Raw genomic sequence first — 13,290 nt, 5'->3', positions numbered from 1 at the left:
TCACTCAAATCCGCAGGTCAGTCGGCTAGGCCGTCGAACAATCTTTGAAGCGCCCGAAGGGGCCGCCGCGCTCGGGGCCGCCCTCGGGCTTCTCGCGGTCAGCGTCGCTTGGCCATCTCGTTGATGAAGCGATCGAACAGCGGCGCCACATCGTTCGGGCCCGGGCTGGCTTCAGGGTGGCCCTGGAAGCTGAACGCGCTCTTGTCGGTACGCTCGATACCTTGCAGCGTGCCGTCGAACAGCGACTTGTGAATCGCGCGCACGTTGGCCGGCAGGGTGGCTTCGTCCACCGCGAAACCGTGGTTCTGGCTGGTGATCATCACCACGCCGGTGTCCAGGTCCTGCACGGGGTGGTTGGCACCGTGGTGGCCGTGGCCCATCTTCAAGGTCTTGGCACCCGAAGCCAGAGCCAGCAGCTGGTGACCGAGGCAGATACCGAATACCGGGATCTCGGTTTCCAGCACGTCCTTGATCGCCTGGATCGCGTAGTCGCAAGGCTCCGGGTCACCCGGGCCGTTGGACAGGAACACACCGTCGGGCTTGAGGGCCAGGACGTCGGCAGCCGGGGTTTGGGCCGGCACCACGGTGACGCGGCAACCACGCTCGACCAGCATGCGCAGGATGTTCAGCTTGACGCCGTAGTCGTAGGCCACTACGTGGTAAGGCAGCTCGCAAGCCTCGATCGTCGCGTGACTGTCGGTCTTCAGGTCCCAGACCGTGGAGCGCCATTCGTACTGCTTCTTGGTGCTGACGACTTTCGCCAGGTCCATGCCCTTGAGGCCAGGGAAGCCCTGGGCCGCGGCGATGGCGGCTTCTTCGGAAATGTTGTCGCCGGCCATGATGCAGCCGTTCTGCGCGCCTTTTTCCCGAAGGATGCGGGTCAGGCGACGGGTGTCGATACCGGCGATCGCCACGACGTTGTTGGCTTTCAGGTAGTCGGACAAGGACATCGTGTTACGCCAGTTGCTCGCTACCAGCGGCAAGTCACGGATGACCAGGCCGGCGGACCAGACACGATCAGACTCGGCGTCTTCCGGCGTGGTGCCGGTGTTGCCGATGTGCGGGTAAGTCAGGGTAACGATTTGTTGGGCGTAGGAAGGATCGGTAAGAATTTCCTGATAGCCGGTCATTGCGGTGTTAAACACCACCTCACCAACGGTCTGACCGTCGGCTCCAATGGCTTCGCCGCGAAAAATGCTGCCATCAGCAAGGGCGAGTATGGCTGGCTTAGTCAAGAAGACCTCCCGTAAATAAAGCCTGAAAGGGCGATCGCAGATTGTAAAAAAGCGGAGTGACGTATGGACACGTCACCCCGCTTGTTCACTGAATTATTCTGCGCGCTTTTAGTGGACACACTAAAGCTGTAGCTTACAGAAAAAGGCTTTTTTGGTCCACCGCTAATGAGCCTTAAAGGCAGGGGAATGCGACAGGACGTCGCGAAGCGGTGTAAAACGGGGCCCAGTATAACCTGAACCCCGCACTTAAGGGCATCAACGCAGGTCGAGAACGTCCTGCATATCGTACAAACCAGGCTCGCGGCCATCCAGCCACAGCGCGGCACGTACCGCTCCCTTGGCGAAAGTCATCCGGCTCGATGCCTTGTGGGTGATCTCCAGGCGCTCGCCTTCAGTGGCGAACAGCACGGTGTGGTCGCCCACCACATCACCGCCGCGCACAGTGGCGAAACCGATGGTGCTGCGCTCACGCGCACCGGTGTGCCCCTGGCGCCCATACACGGCCACTTCCTGCAGATCGCGACCCAGCGCATCGGCAATCACTTCGCCCATGCGCAAGGCCGTTCCCGAAGGCGCGTCGATCTTGTGCCGGTGATGCGCCTCGATGATTTCGATATCCGCATCGTCACCCAAGACCCGGGCCGCCATGTCCAGCAGCTTCAGCGACAGGTTCACACCCACGCTGAAGTTCGCCGCGAACACGATCGGAATATCTTTGCCCGCATCGGCCAGCAATTGCTTCTGGGCAGCATCCAACCCCGTCGTACCGATCACCATGGCCTTGCCGTGCTTGCGGCAGATCGCGAGGTTTTTCAGCATCACGTCCGGCAGGGTGAAGTCGATCAGCACGTCGAACTCGTCGAGCACCTTCTCCAGGCCGCCGGACATCGGCACGCCGATACGCCCCAGCGAGGCCAGCTCACCAGCATCGGCGCCCACCAGCGTACTGTCGGGCCGAACGATTGCCGCCGTCAGGCCGGAAAGCGGCGAGCGCTGCTGCACCGCCTCGACCAGCGCCTTGCCCATGCGCCCCGCAGCACCCATCACAGCTATACGTCGCATGCGAACTCCTTACAGGTCGCCGAAGAAGCGCTTCACGCCTTCGAACCAACCGGTGGTTTTCGGGGAGTGACTGTTGTCATCCGCCAGCGAGTTGCGGAACTCTTCCAACAGCTCACGCTGACGCCGACCCAGGTTGACCGGAGTCTCCACCGCCACGCGGCACATCAGGTCGCCCGCACCACCGCCACGCACTGGCGCGACGCCTTTACCGCGGATCCGGAACTGCTTGCCGGTCTGCGTGCCCTCGGGGATCTTCAGCTTGACGCGACCGTCGAGGGTCGGGATCTCAAGCTCGCCACCCAAGGCCGCATCGACGAAGCTGATCGGCACTTCGCAGAACAGGTGCTTGCCGTCGCGCTGGAAAATCGCATGTTCGCGCACGTTGATAACCACATACAGATCGCCGGTCGGGCCGCCCTGGGCACCCGCCTCGCCTTCGCCGGACAGGCGAATGCGGTCACCGGTGTCGACACCGGCCGGCACTTTGACCGACAGCGTCTTGTACTCTTCGACACGCCCTTCGCCGTGGCAGGAGTCGCACGGGTCGGAAATGATCTTGCCTTGGCCATGGCAACGCGGGCAGGTCTGCTGCACCGAGAAGAAGCCCTGCTGCATGCGAACCTGGCCAATACCGCCGCAGGTTGGGCAGGTAACAGGCGAGGAGCCCTTCTTGGCACCCGAGCCATCGCACGGCTTGCAATTGACCAGTGTCGGAACACGGATATTGACGGTGGTACCGCGCACCGCTTCTTCCAGGTTCAACTCCAGCGTGTAGCGCAGGTCACTGCCACGCTGGGCGCCACCACGGGCACCGCCGCGACCACCGCCGAAGAAATCGCTGAACACATCACCGAAAATATCGGAGAAGTTCTGGCCGCCAAAACCGGCACCGCCGCCGCCCATGCTCGGGTCGACACCGGCATGCCCGTACTGGTCATACGCCGCGCGCTTGCTGGAATCAGACAGTACTTCGTAAGCCTCGTTGGCTTCCTTGAACATCTCTTCCGACGCTTTATCGTCGGGATTACGGTCCGGGTGGTGCTTCATCGCCAGGCGACGATAGGCCTTTTTCAGGTCCGCCTCGCTGGCCCCCCGCTCGACACCCAATACTTCGTAAAAGTCACGCTTTGCCATTGGTCTTTGCACTCTCATGGACGTCCGGCAAACCTCTCCTGAACCTTGCCAAACTCGTTGAGCCCCAATACAGGCCCGGACCCAACTCACGTCAATTCAACGATCCTGGTCATATTTCTTTCAGCCAGGGACCCGGCCAAAACGCGGTGCATGTCGCTCGGAAAGCAGGAGCATTCCCGAACACACCGCCAGCACCCGAACACTGTCGCATGCTGTAAAAATTCATTAGCTCCAGACACGCCAACGCGGGAGCAAGCTCCCGCGCGGCGACATCCTACCAGCCACCGCACAAATGCAGTCAACCGGCCGACCAACAAGCGATTACTTGTGGTCTTTCACTTCTTCGAACTCGGCGTCAACGACGTCGTCGGCTTTCTCGGCCGATTCGCCCTGCGCAGCCGCGCCTTCGGCAGGCTGAGCCTGTTCGGCGTACATCTTCTGAGCCACTGGCGCGGAGACCTTGGACAGCTCTTCGATCTTCGCCTCGATGGCCGCCTTGTCGTCGCCTTTTACAGCAGCTTCCAGGGCAACCACGGCCGCTTCGATGGCGGTTTTCTCTTCCGCGGTCACTTTCTCGCCAGCATCAGCGATCATCTTGCGGGTCGAGTGCACCAAGGCATCGCCCTGGTTGCGGGCGCTGGCCAGCTCTTCGAACTTGCGGTCTTCCTCGGCGTTGACTTCAGCATCGCGAACCATCTGCTGAATTTCTTCCTCGGACAGACCGGAGTTGGCCTTGATCACGATCGACTGAGTCTTGCCGGTAGCCTTGTCTTTCGCGCCGACGTGCAGGATGCCGTTGGCGTCGATGTCGAAGGTCACTTCGATTTGTGGCACGCCACGTGGTGCTGGTGGAATCTCGGCCAGGTCGAACTTGCCCAGGGACTTGTTCTGTGCGGCTTGCTTACGCTCACCTTGCAGTACGTGAATGGTCACTGCGCCCTGGTTGTCGTCGGCCGTCGAGAACACTTGCGATTTCTTGGTAGGAATCGTGGTGTTCTTCTCGATCAGCGCGGTCATCACGCCGCCCATGGTTTCGATACCCAGGGTCAGCGGGCTGACGTCGAGCAGCAGAACGTCTTTCACGTCACCAGCCAATACCGCGCCCTGGATAGCAGCACCCATGGCAACAGCTTCGTCAGGGTTGACGTCTTTACGTGCTTCTTTACCGAAGAAATCGGTCACCAGCTTCTGAACCAGTGGCATACGGGTCTGACCGCCAACCAGGATCACGTCGTTGATCGAACCAACGTCGATACCGGCGTCTTTCATGGCGATGCGGCAAGGTTCGATGGTGCGCTGAACCAGGTCTTCCACCAGCGCTTCGAGCTTGGCGCGGGAGATTTTGACGTTCAGGTGCTTAGGACCGGTGGCGTCTGCAGTGATGTACGGCAGGTTCACGTCGGTCGACTGGCTCGAGGACAGTTCGATCTTGGCTTTTTCAGCGGCTTCTTTCAGGCGCTGCATGGCCAGCGGGTCACCCTTGAGGTTCATGCCGCTTTCTTTCTTGAACTCGTCGACGAGGTAGTCGATCAGGCGGATGTCGAAGTCTTCACCACCGAGGAACGTGTCACCGTTGGTTGCCAGTACTTCGAACTGGTGCTCGCCATCGACTTCAGCGATCTCGATCACGGAGACGTCGAAGGTACCGCCACCCAGGTCGTAAACGATCACGGTGTGATCGCCTTTGGCCTTGTCCATGCCGTAGGCCAGAGCGGCCGCGGTTGGTTCGTTGATGATACGTTTTACGTCCAGGCCCGCGATGCGGCCGGCGTCTTTGGTCGCCTGGCGCTGGCTGTCGTTGAAATAGGCAGGAACAGTGATGACCGCTTCAGTCACCGCTTCGCCGAGGTAATCTTCGGCGGTTTTCTTCATTTTCTTGAGGATTTCAGCCGAGATCTGTGGCGGTGCCATTTTCTGGCCGTTCACTTCAACCCAGGCGTCGCCGTTGTCAGCCTTGGCGATTTTGTAAGGCACCATCTTGATGTCTTTCTGGACGACTTCTTCGTCGAACTTGCGACCGATCAGACGCTTCACCGCGTACAGGGTGTTATGCGGATTGGTCACTGCCTGACGCTTGGCCGACTGGCCAACCAGAATCTCGCCATCATTGGCGTAAGCGATGATCGACGGCGTGGTACGCGCGCCTTCAGCGTTTTCGATGACTTTGGCCTTGCCGTTTTCCAGCACGGAGACGCACGAGTTGGTGGTCCCCAGGTCGATACCGATAATCTTGCCCATGTTAACTCTCCCGGAACTTGGATTTGGTTGCCGCAGCAGTGGTGGCTAACTGCGGTAGCACTTAAACGCTTGACATATAGATGGGGCCGCTACGACCGATTTCAAGCCTGCTCATCAATAGAAGGCGAAACCGGCGCTGGCGTCTTGCTGACCACGACCATGGCCGGGCGCAGCAGGCGACCGTTGAGCAAATAGCCCTTCTGGAAAACCTTCAGCACACTGTTTGGCTCGACGTCGGCACTTTCCTGCATCGCCATGGCCTGGTGATGCTCGGCGTTGAACGGTTCGCCATGCGGATCAAGGGTTTCGAGCTGATAACGCTTGAGAGTGTCCTGGAACATTTTCAGGGTCAGCTCGATGCCTTCACGCATCGGACGAATGTTTTCGTCATCCGGGTTGGACAGCTCAAGGCCGCGCTCCAGGCTGTCGATGATCGGCAGCAGGTCGCCGGCGAAACGCTCCAGGGCGAATTTATGAGCCTTCTCTACATCTTGCTCGGCGCGACGGCGGACATTCTGCAGGTCGGCTGCTACACGCAACGCCTGATCCTGCGCACCGGCCAGTTGCTCCTCGAGCACTTGTACACGTGCCGCCAGGTCTTCACCGCAAACCTGGGAAGCCTGATTGGCGTCTTGATTTTGCGTGTCCTGAGTCTGTTCGTCAGCCATAGATTTCTCCTCTCAACTTCGTCCGCGAGCTCGACTCGCGCTTCTGCCCCGGTATATGGGGTCGGGTTTTTCAGCTTCAAGGGCCACCTGACGAATTAACCTTACAAAAAACAGCTGCATAACCATTCCTCGCCGCGCTAAGAAAATCATTTGCCCAAGCAAATCGAGCTAAGCGAGGGCATTGTCAGGCCGAAACAAAACACTGTATAAATAACCAGACCTAAAGCCTGGGAGCGGCCTTATGCTGGTGCACCTGTCCGTACACAACTACGCCATCGTCGAACATCTCGACCTCGAACTCGATCGAGGCATGAGTGTGATCACCGGTGAAACCGGCGCGGGCAAGTCGATCATGCTCGACGCCCTGGGCCTGACGCTGGGCGACCGCGCCGACAGTGGCGTGGTGCGCCCCGGAGCGGACAAGGCCGACATCCTGGCGACGTTCGACCTGGTCGACATCCCCGAGGCCAGCGCCTGGCTGGCTGAACGCGACCTGGACACCGACGGTTTGTGCATCCTGCGCCGGGTCATCACCGCCGAAGGCCGCTCCCGAGGCTACATCAACGGCACGCCCTGCCCCTTGGGCGATCTCAAGGCCCTCGGCGAGCTGCTGATCGACATTCACAGCCAGCATGAACACCAATCCCTGCTCAAGACCGACACCCATCGCCGCCTGCTGGATGAATACGCCGGCGCCACGGACCTGGCCCGGCAAGTCCAACTGGCGGCCCAACGCTGGCGCCAAACCCGGCAGGAACTGGATCGACTCTCCAATTCCGGCGACGAGCAGCGCGCCCGCCACCAGTTGTTGAGCTACCAGCTCGAAGAGCTGGAGAACCTGGCCCTGGGTGAAAATGAACTGGAAGAACTGGAGCAGGAACACAAGAACCTGACCAACGCCGAAACCCTGCTGGGCATCTGCCGCCAGGTGGTCGAACAATGCAGCGAGAGCGATTCGGGCAATGTCCTCAATGCACTGACAGCGAGCCTGAACCGACTCTCCAGCGTGAACAATTCAGTGGGCGCCTTGAACGAAGCGACCAACCTGCTGACCAGCGCGCAGATCCAGGTCGAAGAGGCCGTCGGGGAGCTGAATCGGTTCCTCGATCATTTCGATGCCGACCCGGCACGCCTGCAATACCTGGAAGAGCGCCTGGACACCATCTATACACTGGCGCGCAAGCACCGCATCCAGCCGACCGATGTTGCCGAACTCCAGCAGCGGCTGCTGGAAGAACTGGAAACCCTGAACGCCAACGATGAGTCCATCGAGCGCCTGGGGGACGAACTGGCGTCCTATGCCCGTCATTACCAGGAAAAGGCCAGGGAGCTCAGTGAATTGCGGCAGCATGCCGCAACAGGGCTGGCCAGTGCCGTCGAGCAGGAAATCCAGCGCCTGGGCATGCCGGGCGGGCGCTTCACCATCGAATTGCGCCCCAACGCTGGCGACGAGCTCCAACCCAATGGGCTGGAACAGGTGGAATTGCTGGTCAGCGCCAACCCCGGACAACCGCTCAAAGGCTTGGCCAAAGTCGCCTCCGGCGGTGAGTTGTCGCGAATCAGCCTGGCCATCCAGGTCATCACCGCACAAACCTCTCGCGTACCGACGCTGGTATTCGACGAAGTGGACGTGGGTATCGGTGGCCCTACAGCGGAAATTGTCGGCCAGTTGCTGCGTCGGCTGGGGGAACGTGGCCAGGTGTTGACCGTCACTCACCTGCCTCAGGTCGCCGCCCAGGGACACCAGCATTTATTTGTGCACAAGGTGCGCGGCGAGGACGCGACTCGTACCGCCGTGTCCAAGCTCAACAAAAACGAGCGCGTGGAAGAGGTGGCACGAATGCTCGGGGGCATCGACCTCACCAAGGAATCCCTGGCCCACGCGAAAAAAATGGTCGTTACCGCGAAAATCTGAGAACGGCAGAAAGCACGAAGGCGACCCTGGGGTCGCCTTCGTTCGTTTCGCGAACCTTAAGTCCGCGCGACATGCTTACTTTTTCTTGCGTACGTACAGCACAAGATTGTGATCAACCATCTCGAAGCCATACTTGTCGACGATTGCTTTCTGCAGCCGCTCGATTTCTTCGTCGAAGAATTCGATCACTTCACTGGTCTCGACGTTGACCATATGGTCGTGATGCTTGCCGTCGTCCAGTTCGAAGACCGCATGGCCTCCGTCGAAGTTGTGTCGCACCACAAGGCCAGCTGCCTCGAACTGGGTCAGAACACGGTAAACCGTGGCCAGACCGACGTCCTCGCCAGCCTCCATCAGCGCCTTATAGACATCTTCAGCACTCATGTGGCGTTGCTCGGCGGAATCGAGCATTTGTAGAATCTTGACCCGTGGCAGGGTCACTTTGAGGCCGGCTTTGCGTAGTTCGCTATTTTCAACCATGGTCAGCTTTCTCGCGATGCTGCTTCGCAGCTTCTCTTAATGCGGGTATGATCGGCGTTTACGTTGTCCCAGCCAAGATAGTGGAAGTCGCCCACCGATGCAAAACACCAAGCTCTTGCTAACCAGTTTCACCTTTGTGGGACTGCTCGCACTCGCCGGTTGTTCATTCCCCGGGGTTTACAAAATCGACATCCAGCAGGGCAATGTCGTCACGCAGGACATGATAGACCAGTTACGCCCGGGAATGACCCGCCGGCAAGTACGGTTTATCATGGGCAACCCCCTGCTGACCGACACGTTCCATGCCGATCGCTGGGATTACCTGTACAGCTTGCAGCCAGGCGGCGGTGAGCGCCAGCAGGAACGCATCAGCGTTATCTTCAGCCCTGACGACCAACTCGTCAGCCTCTCGGGCGATTTCATGCCTGGCGTGAGCCGCGACGAGGCCATCATGGGCAAGGACAGCGGCACCACCGTGACCGACCCGGCCCAGAATGCCGAACAGCCAAAACCGGAAAAACCGGCCAAGCCAGGTTCGTTGCAGGACCAGATCCAGAAGGACGTGGACCAGGTCGAGACTGTACCCGTCCCGACGCCAGAGCCTCTGGACACCTCGCCGCAATAAATCGCGACAATAAAAAACCCGGCATGCCGGGTTTTTTATCGCCTGCCATTGCGGCCAGGTTATTGCTCCGATTGGCGCGCCTGGGCAGCCTTGGCCGCGCGCAGGCGCCGAATTTCCTTCGGATCGGCCAACAACGGGCGATAAATCTCCAGTCGATCAGCCGCCTGCACCACCTGGCGCTCTGGATCGGCAACCTGCTTGCCAAAAATCCCCACCGGGCAAGTCGCCAGGTCCAGCTCCGGGAATGCATCGGCAATCCCCGAGGCCATCAGCGCTGCGCGAACACTGGTGCCTTCCTGCACCACGCATGCGCGCAAGACCTGACGCTCCACCGAGGCATACACCACTTCTATCTCAATCAACGCTTGAGCTCTGCATTCTGCTTGGCCCGCTGGCAGAACGCGTCGACCAGGGTATTGGCAGCCTGATTGAACAGCGGCCCCAACGTCGCCCGCACCAGTGGGCCGGCGTAGTCGAACGACAGGTCCAGGCTGATCTTGCAGGCCTTTTCACCCAACGGCTTGAACACCCAGACACCGTGGAGCTGATTGAAAGGCCCTTCTTCCAGGTTCATCTCGATGGAATGCCCCGGCACCAGCGTATTGCGTGTGACGAAGCGCTGGCTCAAGCCACTCTTGGCAATGTTGAGGCTGGCGCGCATATGGGTTTCAGAGCTCTCCAGCACCTCGGCCGACGAGCACCACGGCAAAAACTCCGGGTAGCTCGCCACATCGTTGACCAGGTCATACAGCGCCTGCGCCGGGTAGGGCAGCAAGGCCGAGCGTTGAATATGTGTCGTCATGTAAGCGTCACTTCCACAGCTGGGCGGCAAACACTACAAGAATGCCAATGGGCGCCACGTAGCGCATCAAGAACAGGCTCAAACCAAACAATACCGGGCTGCGCAGCGACAATTCATCACGCACCGCTTCACGCCCCATGATCCATCCTGCAAACACTACGAAACACAAACCACCCAATGGCAGCATGATCCGCGAGGTGAAGAAATCAATCACGCCGAAGAAATCCAGCCCTCCGGTTGCGCCCCACTGGTAGAGATGGAACAGCCCGTCTTCGTTCACGAAAAACTTCGCCTGCTTCCATATATTGAAGGAAAACACCGTACCCAGGCCGACAAACCAGCAGGTGAAGGCCAACCAGAAGGTTACCCAGGCGCGGCTGAGCCGGGTCCGTTCAACCAGGTAAGCCACCATGGGCTCCAACAGGGAGATGGCCGAACTCCAGGCCGCGATGGCCACCAGGAGGAAAAACACCACGCCCATCACTTGACCGAAGGCCATGCTGCCGAAGGCAAAGGGCAGGCTGACAAACATCAACCCCGGCCCTTCGCTGGGGTTCAGGCCGGCCGCGAACACAATCGGAAACAATGCCACACCCGCCAGCAGCGACACGAAGGTGTCCAGCAGCGCGACGCCGAAGACAGTCCGGGTCAGGGAGGCGTTCTTGGGCATGTAGGCGCCGTAGATCATGATCGATCCCACGCCGACGCTCAGCGAAAAAAACGCATGCCCCATGGCCGGCAGCAGGCCGTCGAGGACTTTCTCCGGCTGGAAGTCGAACATGAAATGCACGCCTTCCATGAAGTGTCCGGTGGTCATGCTGTAGCCCAGCAACACCAGGATCATCACGAACAGCAACGGCATCATGATCCGCAGGCTGCGCTCAAGCCCGGCCACCACGCCCCGGGCAATCACCACCGCCGAGAGCACCATGAAGATCGTGTGCCAGAGGGTCAGCCGCCAGGGATCGGCGATCACATTGCCGAAGTAGGCGCCCACCTGATCCGGCGTGGCCCCTTGGAAATCCCCGCGGCCCATGTCGATGATGTAGTCCAGCGACCAGCCACCGACCACGCTATAGAAAGACAGGATCAACAGCGCCGTGATCATTCCGGCGAAGGCGCCCCACGACCACTTGGGCGAATGCCCTGCTTCCACCGCCAGCACCTTCAGGGCATTGGCCGGGCTTTGCCGGGCACGACGACCGATCAGGGTTTCGGCCAGCATCACCGGCGCGCCGATGAGCGCAATGCACGCCAGGAACATCAATACGAAGGCACCGCCACCGTAGACGCCGACCATGTAGGGGAATTTCCAGATACTGCCCAGCCCCACGGCGGAACCGGTGGCCGCGAGTATGAAGACCCAGCGGCTAGCCCAACTGCCGTGGACAGAAACCTTGTCTGTCGACATCGTGATCACGCCCAAGCGTTCGAAAAAGAGGCCGCATTGTCCGGGATTCACTCAACGTGCTCAAGCACGCAGCTTCACCGTAGCCGACACGCACGCAACTGCCTATAATGCCGCCCCTATGGCTAAACAGAAGAAACACCCCACAGGGACCATCGCGCAAAATAAAAAGGCGCGACACGATTACTTCATCGAACAGCGTTTCGAGGCTGGCATGGTCCTGGCCGGCTGGGAAGTAAAGAGTCTGCGTGCCGGCAAGGCGCAACTGGTCGACAGCTACGTGCTGCTCAAGGACGGCGAGGCCTGGCTGCTGGGCAGTCATTTCACGCCGCTGACCACCGCCAGCACCCACGTGATCGCCGACCCGACGCGCTCGCGCAAGCTGCTGCTCAACAAACGCGAGCTGGAAAAACTCTTCGCCTCCGTGCAACAGAAGGGTTACACCTGCGTCTGCACGTCGTTGTACTGGAGCAAGCACTTGATCAAGTGCGAAATTGCCCTGGGCAAGGGCAAGAAGGAATACGACAAGCGCGACACCGAACGCGAACGCGATGCCGGCCGCGAACTGCAGCGCGCGGTGCGCAACAAGGGCAAGGAAGACTAGCCCGGGATCAACTGTGGGAGCCGAGCTTGCTCGCGATGGCGTCGACACATCCGGCATTGATGTGTCAGACAGACCGCTATCGCGAGCAGGCTCGCTCCCACAGGGTTCGTGCGCTACATGCCTTTACGCCGTTCCGCCCGCGCCACGCGCTGCACTTCCTGACGCACCTCCTCCAAGACTTCCTGCACATACAAGATATGCCGGCTGGACACTTCCCGCGCCTGTTCGGCGTGCCCGTCCATGATGGCTTGGTACAGCTCTCGGTGCTGGCTGATCAGCATGTCGCGAGTTTCACTGCGCTGCTTGTACATGCCGCCGATGTTGGTGACGACGTTGCGCTTGAGCAGGTCGAACAAGCCGCGGATGGTGTGCAGCAACACCGCGTTATGACTGGCCTCGGCGATCGCCAGATGAAACCGGGCATCCGCCGCGCCCTCCTCCGCCCGGCTTATCTCGTCGTGGCGCGAGTAACAATCCTGGAGCTCGTCGAAGGCCGCCGTCAGCCGCTCGCGATCCACCTCCGTAGCCCGCAATGCCGCGTAATAAGCGCAGGACGCTTCCAGGGTGTGACGGAACTCCAACAAGTCACGCTGCGCCTCGGGATTGCTTTCCAAGAGCTGCAGCAGCGGATCACTGAACGTCGAGCCCAGCGACTCCACCACATAGTTGCCGCCGCCCTGACGACTGACCAACAAGCCTTTGGCCGCCAGTTTCTGGATCGCCTCGCGCAACGAAGGGCGTGACACGCCGAACTGCTCAGCCAGGGTCCGCTCGGCAGGCAACCGCTCACCGGACTTGAGCGTGCCCTCAAGGATCATGCCTTCAAGCCGCTCGACAATATCGTCAGACAAACGGCGCTGACGAATCTGATCAAACCCCATAACTCAATTCTCCACGATCCCGACGGCTCGCCGGGCTCTCTATTCTGGCCCATCCGGGCCTTGTCCACACCCATCAAAAGCTGTTTTCACCACCGGATCAGATGCCCTCTGCACCGCTTATTCGACGAAAGTTTCAGGGCGGCAAATTGACACACGACAACCAAGGCTTTTACCCTAGCCAACAGCGCTTGTAAATTGGTATTACCAATTGCCCAAAACCGCTGACCAGTGCCTGACC

Annotated in this window: 13 protein-coding genes; 3 read left to right on the top strand and 10 right to left on the bottom strand. The window is 60.0% G+C overall.

What is annotated here, in order from left to right:
* Positions 1-98 precede the first annotated feature (98 nt).
* From carA to grpE, 5 genes are all read right to left on the bottom strand, one after another.
* Positions 99-1,235 (bottom strand): glutamine-hydrolyzing carbamoyl-phosphate synthase small subunit, encoded by a 1,137-nt coding sequence (gene carA / locus AD662_RS04010; protein WP_018612875.1) that lies wholly within the window; start codon positions 1,233-1,235, stop codon positions 99-101.
* 255 nt (positions 1,236-1,490) lie between these two features.
* Positions 1,491-2,297, bottom strand: a complete 807-nt coding sequence (gene dapB / locus AD662_RS04005) for a 4-hydroxy-tetrahydrodipicolinate reductase (protein ID WP_014336570.1) — start codon at positions 2,295-2,297, stop codon at positions 1,491-1,493.
* Positions 2,298-2,306: 9 nt separating this feature from the next.
* Positions 2,307-3,431: a molecular chaperone DnaJ gene (gene dnaJ / locus AD662_RS04000; protein WP_014336569.1), complete on the bottom strand. Its 1,125-nt coding sequence runs from the start codon at positions 3,429-3,431 to the stop codon at positions 2,307-2,309.
* A gap of 321 nt (positions 3,432-3,752) precedes the next feature.
* The gene (dnaK, locus tag AD662_RS03995; RefSeq protein ID WP_256211756.1) at positions 3,753-5,705 is read right to left on the bottom strand and encodes a molecular chaperone DnaK; all 1,953 of its coding nucleotides are present in this window, start codon (positions 5,703-5,705) and stop codon (positions 3,753-3,755) included.
* Between the two features lie 65 nt (positions 5,706-5,770).
* Positions 5,771-6,337: a nucleotide exchange factor GrpE gene (grpE, locus tag AD662_RS03990; protein ID WP_018612879.1), complete on the bottom strand. Its 567-nt coding sequence runs from the start codon at positions 6,335-6,337 to the stop codon at positions 5,771-5,773.
* Between the two features lie 241 nt (positions 6,338-6,578).
* On the opposite strand from grpE, the gene recN reads away from it, so the two are divergent.
* Positions 6,579-8,252 carry a DNA repair protein RecN gene (recN, locus tag AD662_RS03985; protein WP_018612881.1) on the top strand — a complete coding sequence of 558 codons (1,674 nt, stop codon included), beginning with the start codon at positions 6,579-6,581 and terminating at the stop codon, positions 8,250-8,252.
* A 75-nt stretch (positions 8,253-8,327) separates the two neighbouring features.
* Here the strand turns inward: recN and fur are convergent, their stop codons facing one another.
* Positions 8,328-8,732: a ferric iron uptake transcriptional regulator gene (gene fur, locus AD662_RS03980; protein WP_003197684.1), complete on the bottom strand. Its 405-nt coding sequence runs from the start codon at positions 8,730-8,732 to the stop codon at positions 8,328-8,330.
* Positions 8,733-8,829: 97 nt separating this feature from the next.
* Between fur and AD662_RS03975 the strand changes: the two genes are divergently transcribed.
* Positions 8,830-9,357, top strand: a complete 528-nt coding sequence (locus tag AD662_RS03975) for an outer membrane protein assembly factor BamE (protein ID WP_053178149.1) — start codon at positions 8,830-8,832, stop codon at positions 9,355-9,357.
* A gap of 59 nt (positions 9,358-9,416) precedes the next feature.
* On the opposite strand, the gene AD662_RS03970 is transcribed toward AD662_RS03975, so the two are convergent.
* From AD662_RS03970 to AD662_RS03960, 3 genes are read right to left on the bottom strand one after another with little or no spacing between them, the layout of a single operon-like run.
* The gene (locus AD662_RS03970; protein ID WP_053178147.1) at positions 9,417-9,719 is read right to left on the bottom strand and encodes an RnfH family protein; all 303 of its coding nucleotides are present in this window, start codon (positions 9,717-9,719) and stop codon (positions 9,417-9,419) included.
* Entirely contained in the window at positions 9,716-10,159 is a 444-nt protein-coding gene (locus AD662_RS03965; protein ID WP_014336563.1) for a type II toxin-antitoxin system RatA family toxin, read from the bottom strand. The genes AD662_RS03970 and AD662_RS03965 overlap by 4 nt, the downstream gene beginning before the upstream one ends.
* A gap of 7 nt (positions 10,160-10,166) precedes the next feature.
* Positions 10,167-11,570, bottom strand: coding sequence for a sodium-dependent transporter (locus AD662_RS03960; RefSeq protein ID WP_033062903.1), 1,404 nt, complete (start codon positions 11,568-11,570; stop codon positions 10,167-10,169).
* Positions 11,571-11,688: 118 nt separating this feature from the next.
* Here AD662_RS03960 and smpB point away from each other — a divergent pair, with 118 nt between their 5' ends.
* Positions 11,689-12,171, top strand: coding sequence for an SsrA-binding protein SmpB (smpB, locus tag AD662_RS03955; protein WP_003197663.1), 483 nt, complete (start codon positions 11,689-11,691; stop codon positions 12,169-12,171).
* Between the two features lie 113 nt (positions 12,172-12,284).
* Here the strand turns inward: smpB and AD662_RS03950 are convergent, their stop codons facing one another.
* Positions 12,285-13,052, bottom strand: a complete 768-nt coding sequence (locus AD662_RS03950; RefSeq protein WP_018612898.1) for an FCD domain-containing protein — start codon at positions 13,050-13,052, stop codon at positions 12,285-12,287.
* Positions 13,053-13,290 lie beyond the last annotated feature (238 nt).

It is taken from the genome of Pseudomonas kilonensis, assembly GCF_001269885.1.
GTDB classification, from domain to species: domain Bacteria; phylum Pseudomonadota; class Gammaproteobacteria; order Pseudomonadales; family Pseudomonadaceae; genus Aquipseudomonas; species Aquipseudomonas kilonensis.
Note: the sequence above shows the minus strand (reverse complement) of the source record. Positions and strands in the feature narration are given on the sequence as shown.

What these genes read in the sequence shown, in the direction of transcription:
- dapB (WP_014336570.1), bottom strand. Translation starts at nt 2,297, where the DNA reads ATGCGACGTATAGCTGTGATGGGTGCTGCGGGGCGCATGGGCAAGGCG.
- AD662_RS03960 (WP_033062903.1), bottom strand. Translation starts at nt 11,570, where the DNA reads ATGTCGACAGACAAGGTTTCTGTCCACGGCAGTTGGGCTAGCCGCTGG.
- smpB (WP_003197663.1), top strand. Translation starts at nt 11,689, where the DNA reads ATGGCTAAACAGAAGAAACACCCCACAGGGACCATCGCGCAAAATAAA.
- fur (WP_003197684.1), bottom strand. Translation starts at nt 8,732, where the DNA reads ATGGTTGAAAATAGCGAACTACGCAAAGCCGGCCTCAAAGTGACCCTG.
- dnaJ (WP_014336569.1), bottom strand. Translation starts at nt 3,431, where the DNA reads ATGGCAAAGCGTGACTTTTACGAAGTATTGGGTGTCGAGCGGGGGGCC.
- AD662_RS03965 (WP_014336563.1), bottom strand. Translation starts at nt 10,159, where the DNA reads ATGACGACACATATTCAACGCTCGGCCTTGCTGCCCTACCCGGCGCAG.
- AD662_RS03975 (WP_053178149.1), top strand. Translation starts at nt 8,830, where the DNA reads ATGCAAAACACCAAGCTCTTGCTAACCAGTTTCACCTTTGTGGGACTG.
- grpE (WP_018612879.1), bottom strand. Translation starts at nt 6,337, where the DNA reads ATGGCTGACGAACAGACTCAGGACACGCAAAATCAAGACGCCAATCAG.
- AD662_RS03950 (WP_018612898.1), bottom strand. Translation starts at nt 13,052, where the DNA reads ATGGGGTTTGATCAGATTCGTCAGCGCCGTTTGTCTGACGATATTGTC.
- recN (WP_018612881.1), top strand. Translation starts at nt 6,579, where the DNA reads ATGCTGGTGCACCTGTCCGTACACAACTACGCCATCGTCGAACATCTC.